This window comes from Mucilaginibacter sp. OK283 (assembly GCF_900110415.1).
Lineage (GTDB): Bacteria > Bacteroidota > Bacteroidia > Sphingobacteriales > Sphingobacteriaceae > Mucilaginibacter.
Genome location: NZ_FODR01000003.1, coordinates 165,348 through 178,363 on the forward strand (window position 1 = coordinate 165,348; position 13,016 = coordinate 178,363).

Consider the following 13,016-nt stretch of genomic DNA (forward strand, 5'->3'; position numbering starts at 1 on the left):
TCTTGTATATTAACCAAGTAGGTAGTTACCACGACCGCGCGCCGGCGTGGCCTGATATACTTTAACCAGGAAGCCGATGAACCGACCCTTAGGAATAGTACTTAAGCCCATGATTTGGGCATCAGGAGGGCAGGTTACTTCAAATTAGGAAAAGGTATCCGGTACGAAACCGAAAGCTTTTGTCCGTTAACTAAAACAGCCTGGTTTTCTTTTAAGGACGAGTTTAGTTTGATGAAAGCCGGAAAGTATTTTTTATCCAGGTAAACGCTATATAAATCGTCGCCCCTTTTTATGGTTGTTTTGTTTTTGAGATCGGGCCACGCAGCTGGCCAGGCCAATGGTTTTTCGGGAGAATGGCTGTAGTTTGTCAGCATCACCTCAATACTATCCGGCAACCATTCTTTAGCCCCGCCATGTTGATATTTGATAAGGTTATTAAAAACATTAATAAAACAGGCTGGCGCTTTATCGCGGTCGGGCGCCCAACGCAACTGTCCGTAGACGCTAATGATTTTCACAGAATCGAGATTAAGAAACAATTTAGCAGTAGGCTGATCCGTTGCTATAGAAACGTCGATGTGTTTAGGTAGTTTTTTCAAACAATCACTGATACCCAGGTTATTAATGGTTTGCAACAGGTCCTCATGGCTTAGATTAACCTCGTAGTATTCGGCTTTATCATCTGCCGGTTTTTTGTAAATCACTTGCCCGTTTTCGTAGATAGCGATAGTAGGTGAATCGGACCCCACAACCATTAGCCATGGATTGGTTTCTGTCAATACCACCAACGGAGATCCGTATCCCGTTTTGTGTTGTGGTTTGCAAGAGATGGCTACAATACAGATCGATAACAGAAGTAGTAAAATTTTCTTCATGATGTTTAAGTAACACTATAACTTATTTACCTGATCTTTATTACGCCCGTTTTATACAAGTCAATAGCCAGCTTCAAAATTGCCTCAATAGTTTCAACCGGCAAATCCTCATCGGCATCAAAAAGCATAATTTTCATGCGTGCCCGTTTTTCGATGATCAGCCCGGGATGATCAAAATGTTTGCCTTCAACAATGCCGATATAAGGCTGCAGCAATTTTTTATGCACCCACAGGTAGCAAAACATTTTGCCTTTATAGCAAAAAAATGGCATCCCATATTTCCAGGCCGCGGTTATATCGGCATCCTGTTTCAGTATAATCCGGCGCAGGGCCAACAGGCAACTTTTTACCGGTTCGGTTTGTTGAAGGTAGAAATTATCAAGTGGGGTAGGCATACACTACTGCTTAACGCCTTTTAAAAAATCCCTCACTTCCATTAATGCAAAACCCAATAAGTTTGGTCCACGCCAGCTGTAGATATCATTTATTCGTTCATCATCCTGCGCAAGGCCAATACCCCAAATGGTATCTACCGGGCTGGCTTCTACCAATACCCTGTCGCTGGTATTTATCAGGTATTCGGCGAATTCGGGATGCTGGTTAAACTTGTGGATATTGCCGGTAACAACTATCTCAAACCGTTTTTGTGCCCATATAATTTCGTCGAACCCCAAAACCTGCCTGCCTAACTCTTTTACTTCACCGGGGCTGTTGGCGGCAATTATTTTGTCGCTGATTTTTGGATTGCCAAACAACATGGCTTTGTTGGCCATCATCCAGTGTTCGGCAGTTTTGTAGGTAATGCCATCAACCACAAAGGGCAATTCAAACCATTGGCTAAAACACGATTTATCAATTCCGGCCCGTTTGCTCCGGTGGCCCCAGAAGAACAGGTATTTAATATTGTCGCCGTTTTCAAATTTATCGGTCAGCCATTGTAGGCTATAGTTTTGTTCCATCTTATAAATCCCGTTTTACCAATTCAATTGCCATATCCAAAACCTGTTTAATTGTATTTACAGGCAGCTCTTTCCCTGCATCCAATATCATTATTTTTATCCGCGACCGGTTTTCGAAAGTAAGGCCGGGGTGTTCCATCCGTTTGCCTTCACTGAAACCGATAAAGGGCTGTTGTCGTTTTTTATGCGTCCAGATATAGCAAAACATTTTTCCCTTGTATAGAAAGAAAGGCATATTAAATTTCCAGGCGTTGGTAATGTCTTTATCGTGTTGCAGTATGATATCCCGCAAACTGATAAAATAACTCCTTAAAGGTTCGTCCTGTTGTATGTAAAAACTTTCCAGGTTTGTAGGCATGGCTATATGACTGTTGGTTTGCGTTTAACAAATTTTGACGCTAAAAAAGCAAATAGCCCGAGTATTAACCCCGAGACCAGTCCAGAAAATATTCCCAACACAATCATCGCTGCTTTAGGCGGCATGGGTATTGCTTCATAATGGTACAAAACTGCTTCTGAACCATGACGGAGCAGGTAAGTATCGAATAATATAAGGTGTGCGCCCGTTATCCAAACGGCGTTGATGACGCCTACCATAAAGCCATTTAAAAAATAGAGCGCTACACAATGTTTAGCAATTAAATAAGCACAAAGTATAAATATAGGCAGCCAAAAAAGTGCTTCAATGTGAAGGGATAATGTATACCGTAGCAGGGCCCATTACCAGCCCGAATAGTGTTAGTTGCAGGATGAGTTTCCAATTCATTTTTACTTATAATTTTCAGGCTAAACGAAATACTTAAGCAGCCATGGTGGGAATAATTGATGAAATGATAAGCGTAGCAATGCATAGTGCTAATATAAAACAGACAAATAATTTGACATCATCCAACGTGCGGCCTTCTTTTAAAATCAACTCCCTGAAAGGCGCTATAAAAATTAGACCCAAACAAATCAGGATCATATACACTGATGAAAGTCGTGGCCCGGTGTGAAAGTATTGGTCTTGTTTTAATACAATAACGCGATAAAAATTGGGCAGTAAAATAGCATTCCAACCAATTATGATTAATATTATAGCCGGCAGCTTTATGGCGAAGCCCCCCTGGGCTTGTAAATTAAGGATGTTGGCTTCAACATCTGGCGGCAATGCCGATTTGTTATTCAGGAAACCGGTTCGCGCTATCTGTTCCATCAACTCACGCGCGTCACCAAATGATTTAAATATAACAGGTGTTCTATAATTATTTACAGTATGGTTTATGCGGATGCCGCCGCTATCAGATGGTTCGATTGATATCAGATCAGCCGGCCTGAAATGCAGCGTACATAACGAGATATTTAAGCTCAGCTGGGTTTCGTTCACTGTCAGTTTTGCAAAAGGCCAGGTTGCCCGTAAGGAAGCGTAATTGCCGCCGCCAGTTTGTTTAAATTGGTAAGTATTCATATGATAAGGCAGTGTTGGCCGTTGTTATAAAGGTATTGATTTTTTCAGATTTTGAAATAACGCGGCCTCGAAATAACAACTGCCTGGTTGATTATTGAACTATTTATCTCGGTTTTACCTTTCACAACCGGGGGATGGGGCTTTTACCTTATCTTTGCCCCACAATGATAAAGCAAGCGCTCGAAAACCTTAAGATAACAGCCCTGAATCAGATGCAGGAGGCAGCCATCAACGCGGCCAAAAAAAGCGATGTGATCTTGCTATCGCCAACCGGCTCTGGTAAAACGCTCGGGTTTTTATTGCCTTTGCTGGGTTTGCTGGATGCCAATATTCCTACGGTGCAGGCATTGATTATGGTACCATCGCGCGAACTGGCCTTGCAGATTGAACAGGTTTTCCGGACTATCGGCAGCGGCTTTAAAGTTAACTGCTGCTATGGCGGCCACCCGGTTAAAATTGAGCGCAATAATTTTTCGCAGCCGCCGGCCTTGCTTATAGGTACGCCGGGCCGCATAGCTCACCACCTGCGCCGCCACAGTTTTAGTACCGATACGATACATACCTTGATATTGGATGAGTTTGATAAGGCGCTGGAATTTGGTTTCCAGGAAGATATGGCTTTTATCATTAAGCAAATGCCCAACATCAAAAAGCGGATGCTGACATCGGCCACCAAAATGGACGAGATCCCTTCATTTACCGGCATGGTGAGGCCAATAGAATTGGATTACCTGGCCAATGCCACCAACAAACCCGACATTAAACAAAAAGCTGTAATAGCCGAAGCCGCCGACAAACTGGATGCCTTGTTTGCATTGATTTGCAAAATAGGCGACCAGGCCACACTTGTTTTCTGTAACCATCGCGAAGCTGTTGAACGCATCAGCGATTTATTATACGACAGGGGCCTGCCACACGATATTTTTCACGGTGGCATGGAGCAGGACGACCGGGAACGAGCCCTGCTAAAATTCAGGAACGGCAGCCACCGTTTGCTTATCACCACGGATCTGGCGTCGCGCGGGCTGGATATCCCCGAAATTGAACATGTGGTACACTACCAGCTGCCGCACAACGAAGAAGCTTACCTGCACCGCAACGGCCGCACTGCCCGTATGCATGCCAAAGGCACATCGTACCTGTTATTGGCGTCCGATGAAAAGCCATCCTATTTGAAAGAGATGCCGGAGGTTGAGGAATTGCCCGAACATCCTGTGGTACCCAAGCCATCGCCCTGGGCAACGCTTTATGTAGCTGCCGGTAAAAAAGACAAGGTAAATAAAATAGATATTGTTGGTTTGCTGCTAAAAAAAGGCGGGTTGGATAAAGATGATGTAGGCCTGATAGAGGTACTGGATTACACCTCATATGCCGCCGTGAAGCGCAACAAAATTGAAAAAGTTGTACAGCAGATTAAGGCCGAAAAGATTAAAAATAAAAAAGTTAAAATAGACATTTCGATATAATTTAATACCAATAGTATGAGCAATAATGATATCATGAAAAAGCTGCGGGTAGCTATGAAGTTTACCGACGATGATATTGTAAAGGTATTGGAACTGGCCAACTTCCGGATTACCAAAACTGAACTGGGCGCCATTTTCCGGGCCGACGATCACCCCAACTTTAAACCCTGCGGCGACCAGATCCTACGCAATTTCCTAAATGGCCTTATCATCTACAAACGTGGCCCTATGCCTGATAAGCGCGCGCCTAAGACTGAAGTGAAGAAAGAGGAAAATAAATAAGCTTTTTGGCGGCAAGGCTGGCTGTGGGGACACAGTCGGAGGGGGGAAATGGTATAACTAATGAAAAATGTCTATCCCGTTGGCTGTGTCCCTACAGCCAACTATATCCTCGCGAAAAAACGGCTGTGAGGACACAGCCGATCGGGTAAAGGGTGTATTGTAATGCAGATCAATATTTTTGGAGCATCGGGCTCCGGTTCAACCACTTTGGGGAAAGCCCTGGGTAAGGCGCTTGGTTACCCAGCTTTTGATGGCGATGAATACTTTTGGATGCCATCAGAAACCCCGTTCACCATTAGGCGAAAGCCGGAAGAACGAAATGCCATGCTTAACCTTGATACAGCCCCCCACAAAAACTGGATACTAAGCGGTTCGATAGTCAACTGGAATAATAACTGGGATTTCGACCTCTCGGTATTTTTATATATCCCAAACGCAGTAAGAATGGAAAGGCTCAAAAAACGTGAGTTTGAACGTTATGGCGATAAGATATACACCAACCCGGAACGCGCCGCCTTTTATCATGAATTTTTAGATTGGGCCAACGGCTACGACGATAATACCACCGATGGCCGCACCTTGCAGGTACACCAAAACTGGATGAAAAACCTTAAAAAGCCCTTGTTGCTTATCGAAGGGGATACTACGGTTGATGAACGGGTGGCGGCTGTATTGCGCAGGCTGGAAGAATTGAACTAACTTTCTATGACATTATGAATTTGATCATGTGCCGGGGAGACTCAAAAAAGGCGGGGAATGTGCGATTCCTTCCTTGGGGAAGGAGGAGGTAGGGGTTAAATCAGGCGTTCAAGTCGCTTTACAACTCATCGCGCGTACAAACCCCTCCCTGCCTTTGCGCTCGTGACCATCACACCCCTCCCCGAGGAGGAAGTTTTTGAGACCTCATTTCTTCTTCGAACATATCGATAAAAAAAAGAGCGATGATCCTAATCACCGCTCTTTATAAGTCTCATATCTCAAATCTAATATCTCACATCTAAAAAGATTTACCTCAAGTCCACCACTTCAACGCCGGGGTGTGCTTTTGCGTCCCAGCCAAAGGTGCTGTCGGCAACGGGAGCGTTGGGGGTAAAGCTCTTCACAACATAGTTGTATTTGTTGCCGTTTTTATCGAATAAAAGAGCGCTGTAGATCTGTTTTTTGGCTTTATCAACCAATAGGCGCACTTTAAAAATGCTCGCTTTTTCGTTTTCAGGCGTCAGGTCGATAGCCTGGTATGCTTTGCCGGCAATTTTTTGTTCGCCTGTGTAAAGGTATTTGTAGCCCTTTTCATAGATGGTGAAAATTTGCGAAGGATTGCTTAAACCATCACCGCCTTTACCGGCATCGCCCACCTGCACTTCTTTATCTTTTTTAAGGTAAGTCCACTGGCTTTTGCCATCGCTGATGATCTCTTTATCTACATCCTTTGCTGTCGCCGAGCTATATAAGGTAACCTTGTACTTGCCGGCTTTGGCTTTGGATATCAAGGTACCTGTCTGGGTTTCTTTTACGCCGGCCTGCTGGTTATCAAGTGTGAAAGAAAAATCGGCTTTAATAAGATCGTATGATTTGTATTTGGCGCTTACCTGGTTTAAAATCGCTTTAGCCTGGGCGTCTTTCTGGGCAAAAGCATTGGTGCAGATCGTTAGCGCTAACAGGGTGTATAAAATTGTTTTTTTCATGTTTGTTTTATCATCAACAACTATTCATGTTAATAGTTATTGGTTTAGAGCATATTTATTGTATTTGGTTTAATCTTTGGCTTTTTGAAGGGTTTCCAGGTAGCGTTCAAGGCTATATTCGTCGGGGTAAAGTACATCACGGGCTTTGCTGCCTTCAAAGGCGCCAACAATGCCGGCGGCTTCCAACTGGTCGATAATCCGGCCGGCGCGGTTGTATCCCAGTTTCATTTTACGCTGAATGAGCGATGTTGATCCTTGCTGGTGCAATACAATCAAACGTGCGGCTTCTTCAAACATCGGATCACGGTCATCCGGATCATATTCTTTAGGGCTGCTGGTTTCGCCTTCGCCAAGGTATTCTGGCAGTAACATGGCGGTAGGGTAGCCCTTCTGGTTACCTATAAAATCAGATATGGCCTCAACTTCGGGTGTATCCACAAACGCGCACTGCAGGCGGATAAGGTCGCTACCGGTCGAAAATAACATATCCCCGCGGCCAATCAGCTGGTCGGCGCCGCCTGCATCCAAAATAGTGCGTGAATCTATTTTAGATAGCACCCGGAATGCCAGCCTTGACGGGAAGTTGGCTTTAATAGTACCCGTAATAATGTTTACCGATGGCCGTTGCGTTGCAATAACCAGGTGTATCCCTACGGCGCGGGCCAGCTGGGCAATACGGGCTATGGGCACTTCTACCTCTTTACCGGCGGTCATCATCAAATCGGCAAACTCATCAATTACCAGTACAATAAATGGCAGGTAACGGTGCTTTTCGGGATCGCTTATTTTGCGGTTAACGTATTTGGCATTGTACTCTTTCAGGTTACGTACCTGTGCATCCTTCAGCAAGTCATAACGCTGGTCCATCTCGATACAAAGCGAGTTAAGGGTGTTCACCACCTTTTTGGTATCGGTAATAATAGCGTCGGCTTCATCGGGCAGTTTGGCCAAAAAGTGCCTTTCTATCTTGCGGAAAAGTGTAAGCTCCACCTTCTTGGGGTCAACCAGTACAAATTTCAGCTCGGCGGGGTGTTTTTTAAATAATAAAGAAACCAATATCGCATTGATACCAACCGATTTACCCTGGCCGGTAGCACCTGCAACCAGCAAGTGGGGCATTTTGGCCAAATCGGCTATAAAAACCTCATTTGATATGGTTTTACCCAAGGCGATAGGCAAATCCATCGTTGTGTTCTGGAATTTCTCCGTCATCAGGATCGACCGCATCGATACCATTTCGGGGTGTTGATTAGGCACCTCGATACCAATAGTTCCCTTACCAGGCATAGGCGCGATGATACGGATACCTAAAGCGGCTAAGCTCAGAGCGATATCATCTTCCAGGTTTTTGATTTTGGAGATGCGGACACCCGGTGCCGGTATAATTTCGTATAGGGTAACCGTTGGGCCAATGGTGGCTTTTATTTTATCAATCTCGATATTATAATGGTTCAGCGTTTCAACAATTTTGTTTTTGTTGGCTTCCAGCTCTTCGGCATTAACCGAAATTTTATTTGATCCATGGTTTTCCAGCAAATCGAGGTGCGGAAATTTGTAGGTAGCAAGGTCAAGGCGATGGTCATAGATGCCAAACTGGTTTACCAGTTCCTGCGCTTTTAAATCGTCGGCCTTTTCAACGCTTAATTCAGGGAGCGGGCGATTAATATCGATGGTCAGGGGAAGTCCCTCTTCTTCTGATCCTGTTTTGCTTCCTGTAGGTGTTAAAACAATGGGCTCATGATAAAGCGGGGTTTGTTCCAACGGCCGCTGTTTTATAGGTTCGGGTTTAACAACATTAACCGGGCTTAGGGGGATATCTTTTACATGGTTGCCGCGGGGCCATTCAACAGGCAGGTCAATTTCGTCGTCAATCAGCTCAACAGGCTCGGGTGATACTTCGTCAACAGTTATCGGGGCTACCTTTTTTTCCTTGCGGGATGGTATTTTAAAATCGATGTTATAGGCTATAATCAATACCGTAAGTGCCGCGAATACCAGCAGGCCGCCGGTACCTGCCGGGCCTATCTGGGCATCAAGTAACCGGTTGCTCCAATAGCCGAAGCCGCCCTCTAAAAAATGAGGATAATCTATAATAAACGCGTGAAAATAGCCTATGGCTGTTGAGATGAATACGATACTGAAAATGGAGTAAGCAATTGTTTTAGAGAGCGAAAAAAGCCTTACCTTAAACAGCAGGCGATACCCCAAAACAAAAAATATAAATACAAACAAGAACGATGCTACCCCAAACCACTCATAAATAAATTGGTTGCTTAGCAGTGCGCCAAATTTACCCAGCCAGTTTTGGGCAATATGCGGCGTACCGGTATCGGCAATTTCCTGTACGGTTTTGCCGGTGGCCAGGTTATGCCAGCCGCCATTGGTTGTTGAAATATAACTTTGATCTTCTTGCCAGGTAAACAGGTACGATGTAAAGGCGATAAGGAAATAAATAGCCAATAGAAGCGAAAATAAGCCCGCTATTTTTACACCACGCCCATTTTCCATATCAAAGCGGGGCATTTTAGGGAGCAGTTTTTTTGCTTCCTTCTCTTTATCGGCCCTGCCGCCTGGTTGGCGTGGCTGATTATCGTCCTTAAAACTATTTGATTTAAACTGATTTGCTTTTACCGGCATCCTGATGTAACATCCTTTAACTGCAAACTTACATAAAATTTCACCTATGTAAACTTTGCAAAAACAACATATAAATTTTTATCTACTGCCAAGTCAAAAGCATTTAATCGCGGGTCTTTAGCCCAAAATCGTAGGTTCAAAGTCAAAAATGACAATCAAACTTATGGCTTGCAACTAATTACTTATGACTTAACATTACCCTCATCAACCACCCCAAAAATACTAAGTGTTGAAATATAAAGTTAGCAGATTAAACAAATATTTAGGCGTATTTTTATTTTTTTAGTATAATTGAAACAATGGTGCGCTTTACGTTCAACGCGTAGGTTTTGCCTTTATTTATGTGCAGATAATGAGTATAGAACAGGTTGAAGAGTACATTGCTACTGCCAATTTAACCGGACTGGCACAACTGCTTGCCCAAAATCCGAAGCTGGCCACAACATTAACCAGCCAGCGGGTTTCGCCGCTGATGTTGTCATGCTATTACAAAAAGCCCGGTGTAACCGAGTTGTTGTTAAAATACGCCGGCGAGCTTTCCATGTTTGAGGCCGCCGCTGCCGGTAAGCTGGATTTGATTGCCAACCTTGTTTATGACAAACCCAACTCGCTTGATGATTATGCCGACGATGGCTTTACCGCCCTTGGGCTGGCCTGCTATTTTGGCCACTATGATGTGGCCCGCTACCTGGTACTAAAAGGGGCCGATGTAAACCGGCCGTCAAACAACGGGTTCCATGTATATCCTTTACATTCGGCTTGTGCGGGCAACTATACCCCGATAGCCAGGATGCTGATTGAAAACGGAGCCCTTATCAATATAAAACAGCAGGCAGGGGCCACACCGCTGCACACGGCTGCTCAAAACGGCAACCTGGAACTGTTGATATTATTACTGGAAAACGGCGCCGAAATTAATACCCGCATGGAAGGCGGCAAACTCCCCGCAGATTTAGCGAGGGAAAAAGGGTTTGATGAGATAGCGGAGATACTGGAATAGGGGGGGGACGTAGAGTCAAGAATCAAGAGTCAAGAATCAAGATGGAAGGGGCTGGATGAGACAATATTAAACATACGTCATTTCGAGGTACGAAGCAATCCCCTACATGCTAAGTCCCACATAGTTCGGGATTGCTTCGTACCTCGCAATGACGGTAGTTTAGAACATTTGTTTAACTATATCCGTTGCACGTCATAACGATTTTTTTCAGGTTTTACCTGATGTATACGCGCAATGAAATAATTGTTGTGAGGGCCTGAAGCCTAAAAAAATCCCAGACTTACGAAGTTTTAAAACTTCGTAAGTCTTTCGCAGACAAATATTCTGTTCATTTTTAAATTCTGAAAATTCTGATTCAGACGATTGCGTAAGGGATTGGCGCGGATACCGGCCAATGCGGTTAAGGCCTGTGCGGTATGAGCAAAAAGCCCGACCCCAACTTCTACCAGTTGGGGTTACGCCCTATTACATTAATACACTTTCAGTTTTAGACTTCTCCCCAATCTTCTGCTTCTCCAACTCCTCAAAATATTTTTTCTTCACAACGGTGGTCATTTTATGGTCGCCGGTGTGGCTCCAGCCGGGTGGCATTACGATGTACAGGAATTTATTTTTGATACCGGGGGCCCTGTACACATCTTTGGCTAAAGCTACTATTTCGCCGAAATAGGCATCCAGGAAGCTGTTTTTAATCATGGGGCGGCTGATGCCATATTCTATGGGGATGTTGCGGTCTTCGTTTTGATAGGTGCCAAAAACACGGTCCCATATGGGGAGCAGGTTGCAAAAATTGGTATCCATATAGGTTACGTTGCGGGCGTGGTGCACACGGTGGTGCGATGGCGTAAGGATAATGTTATTCAGGAAACCCAGGCGGGCATCTTTCATCGCATTTTCGCCAATGTGGATAAAGGTGCCCCAGAAACCATCAATAAACATGATAACGCCCAACATAACCGGGCTAACGCCTAACAAAATACAAACCGTAGTACGGATAAAATCGGCATACGGAGCCTCTAAAAAGAAATGCGCATTGCTGATGGCGATATTCATGCTTTCGGGCGCGTGGTGAGTGGAGTGCAGGCACCAGAACAACCTAACCTTATGCCCAAAATAGTGGTACAAAAAGTGGGCAAATTCCCAAACAATATAGCCATATATAAACCAATACCAGGTGAACGGGGTTTTGAAAAAGGCATACTTTTCAAACAACCCTATACAAAGCACCACCATGGCAATTGAAAAATACCTGCCGATAAAGGAATTGAAAACAAACGAAAAAAACGACAGCTTATAATGGATAACATTAAAACGTTTATAAAACGCCCCGCGAATAATCTCAAGCAGCAACAAAAAAGGCATGATAGGGAATAGCATAGCCTGGAAACCTTCGTAGGTAAGCAGCCTGCTGTAATTGCCCGATTTAATGATGTCGGTTAAGCTACCCCAGCTGCCCCAGCCAAAAAAGCCTTTAAAAAGATCAAGTATGTAATGGAAAAAAGCACTCATCTGAATTTTTATAATTGGTATAACCGGCAGGTTAATGTATATACATTACAATATTATAAAATAGATTTGTAAAATGAAAAGATTTGAGTGTTCTGTAGTGTAACAATTGGGTTGTGGTGCGGTGTTTAATAAACAAAGGTTTCCATGTGCTGTACGTATTCTTCAAACTCCAGCAGGTAATTGGCATCCTGTTCAAAGTACCTGGCCTTTTCATAATCTTTGCCGGCAAACAGTTTAATTGATTCAAATGAATCCCACTTGGTAACCGTCCAGAAATGGCAAACATCACCTTCTGTTTTTCGCCATATTTCGGCTGATAGGTTGCCTTTGATGTTTTTGTATTCGGCGATGCCGGTATCTTCAACATATTTAAGGTATATGTCGGCATCGGTGACTTTTGTACAGCCGTGCCAGGTACGTGTTATCACTTTTTTCATAATCTATTAACGCCGGCTTTAAAAGTTTGTTTAAGGGGCCAATTTGATTTGATCGTGTCCATTTAAAACAGAATGCACACGTGGATGTTATTTGCTCAGTGAGATAAATTAAAAAACGCCCCAAAGGCGTGGCGTAAAAACACAATTATGAATGTTTATCAACAAAAATGGCTAACGGTATTGCACCACACCAACTTACCCGGATGGAAAATTGAGGCACAGGGAGATGATATTTTTATTGAAATGCCCCACGTTACCGATCTGAAACTAATAAGGGATAATCTGCCCGAAACACTGGCTTTAATGTCGTTAGACATCGCCGGGCCTAAAGAAAGGTTGAAATTTATTATTCACAATGGTTATGAGCAGTTTGATTACCTGCTAAACCCCGGGAAAGCCGATTTATAAGGAACCTATTAACTAATTTCACATTTGGTGAACGTATTTAATTAACAATCAGTCATTAGCTTTTAGTTTCTGTATAAAGAGTGAACATGCGGTAACGGCCTTATGATTGAAAATGGGTGGTTTTCCCGTTTCAGGTACTTTGTATAACCAACAAAGTGTGTGTACCACCTGGCAATGAAACACCCTGGCACACCATGACACGGGCTGAAACGGGGTGGTACGGGGTGGTACGGGCTGAAACACCCTGGTACGGGGTGGTACACTTTAATGATGTGAAACTAACTGATATAGAACATATAAATAAAACTTAG

At 43.9% G+C, this 13,016-nt stretch carries 14 protein-coding genes; 5 read left to right on the forward strand and 9 right to left on the reverse strand.

Annotated features, from left to right (window positions below; all coding sequences use genetic code 11):
• Positions 1-134 precede the first annotated feature (134 nt).
• From BMX56_RS08830 to BMX56_RS08855, 5 genes are all read right to left on the reverse strand, one after another.
• Positions 135-875, reverse strand: coding sequence for a hypothetical protein (locus tag BMX56_RS08830; protein ID WP_143065406.1), 741 nt, complete (start codon positions 873-875; stop codon positions 135-137).
• A 26-nt stretch (positions 876-901) separates the two neighbouring features.
• On the reverse strand, positions 902-1,270 hold the full coding sequence (locus tag BMX56_RS08835) for a DUF1801 domain-containing protein (protein WP_090644689.1): 369 nt from the start codon (positions 1,268-1,270) through the stop codon (positions 902-904).
• A 3-nt stretch (positions 1,271-1,273) separates the two neighbouring features.
• Positions 1,274-1,834 (reverse strand): NADAR family protein, encoded by a 561-nt coding sequence (locus BMX56_RS08840; protein ID WP_090644692.1) that lies wholly within the window; start codon positions 1,832-1,834, stop codon positions 1,274-1,276.
• 1 nt (position 1,835) lies between these two features.
• Positions 1,836-2,192, reverse strand: coding sequence for a DUF1801 domain-containing protein (locus BMX56_RS08845; RefSeq protein ID WP_090644695.1), 357 nt, complete (start codon positions 2,190-2,192; stop codon positions 1,836-1,838).
• A gap of 441 nt (positions 2,193-2,633) precedes the next feature.
• Positions 2,634-3,281, reverse strand: a complete 648-nt coding sequence (locus tag BMX56_RS08855) for a hypothetical protein (protein ID WP_090644698.1) — start codon at positions 3,279-3,281, stop codon at positions 2,634-2,636.
• Between the two features lie 164 nt (positions 3,282-3,445).
• On the opposite strand from BMX56_RS08855, the gene BMX56_RS08860 reads away from it, so the two are divergent.
• The 3 genes from BMX56_RS08860 to BMX56_RS08870 all read left to right on the forward strand — a co-directional run bounded on the left by BMX56_RS08860 (position 3,446) and on the right by BMX56_RS08870 (position 5,728).
• Positions 3,446-4,747 (forward strand): DEAD/DEAH box helicase, encoded by a 1,302-nt coding sequence (locus BMX56_RS08860; RefSeq protein ID WP_090644703.1) that lies wholly within the window; start codon positions 3,446-3,448, stop codon positions 4,745-4,747.
• A gap of 15 nt (positions 4,748-4,762) precedes the next feature.
• Positions 4,763-5,029, forward strand: a complete 267-nt coding sequence (locus BMX56_RS08865) for a DUF1456 family protein (RefSeq protein WP_090644708.1) — start codon at positions 4,763-4,765, stop codon at positions 5,027-5,029.
• A gap of 162 nt (positions 5,030-5,191) precedes the next feature.
• Complete coding sequence (locus BMX56_RS08870; RefSeq protein ID WP_090644711.1) at positions 5,192-5,728, forward strand: AAA family ATPase; 537 nt, start codon at positions 5,192-5,194, stop codon at positions 5,726-5,728.
• Between the two features lie 308 nt (positions 5,729-6,036).
• Here the strand turns inward: BMX56_RS08870 and BMX56_RS08875 are convergent, their stop codons facing one another.
• Together BMX56_RS08875 and BMX56_RS08880 are read right to left on the reverse strand one after the other, a co-directional pair.
• On the reverse strand, positions 6,037-6,714 hold the full coding sequence (locus tag BMX56_RS08875; protein ID WP_090644716.1) for an outer membrane lipoprotein periplasmic chaperone LolA1: 678 nt from the start codon (positions 6,712-6,714) through the stop codon (positions 6,037-6,039).
• A gap of 69 nt (positions 6,715-6,783) precedes the next feature.
• The gene (locus BMX56_RS08880) at positions 6,784-9,351 is read right to left on the reverse strand and encodes an FtsK/SpoIIIE family DNA translocase (protein WP_090644721.1); all 2,568 of its coding nucleotides are present in this window, start codon (positions 9,349-9,351) and stop codon (positions 6,784-6,786) included.
• 352 nt (positions 9,352-9,703) lie between these two features.
• Between BMX56_RS08880 and BMX56_RS08885 the strand changes: the two genes are divergently transcribed.
• Positions 9,704-10,351, forward strand: a complete 648-nt coding sequence (locus BMX56_RS08885) for an ankyrin repeat domain-containing protein (protein WP_090644725.1) — start codon at positions 9,704-9,706, stop codon at positions 10,349-10,351.
• A 465-nt stretch (positions 10,352-10,816) separates the two neighbouring features.
• Here BMX56_RS08885 and BMX56_RS08890 read toward each other — a convergent pair whose 3' ends face one another.
• Together BMX56_RS08890 and BMX56_RS08895 are read right to left on the reverse strand one after the other, a co-directional pair.
• Entirely contained in the window at positions 10,817-11,860 is a 1,044-nt protein-coding gene (locus BMX56_RS08890) for a sterol desaturase family protein (RefSeq protein ID WP_090644730.1), read from the reverse strand.
• Positions 11,861-11,985: 125 nt separating this feature from the next.
• The gene (locus BMX56_RS08895) at positions 11,986-12,297 is read right to left on the reverse strand and encodes a hypothetical protein (protein WP_218152394.1); all 312 of its coding nucleotides are present in this window, start codon (positions 12,295-12,297) and stop codon (positions 11,986-11,988) included.
• 147 nt (positions 12,298-12,444) lie between these two features.
• On the opposite strand from BMX56_RS08895, the gene BMX56_RS08900 reads away from it, so the two are divergent.
• Positions 12,445-12,705 carry a hypothetical protein gene (locus BMX56_RS08900; protein WP_090644733.1) on the forward strand — a complete coding sequence of 87 codons (261 nt, stop codon included), beginning with the start codon at positions 12,445-12,447 and terminating at the stop codon, positions 12,703-12,705.
• Positions 12,706-13,016: the final 311 nt, after the last annotated feature.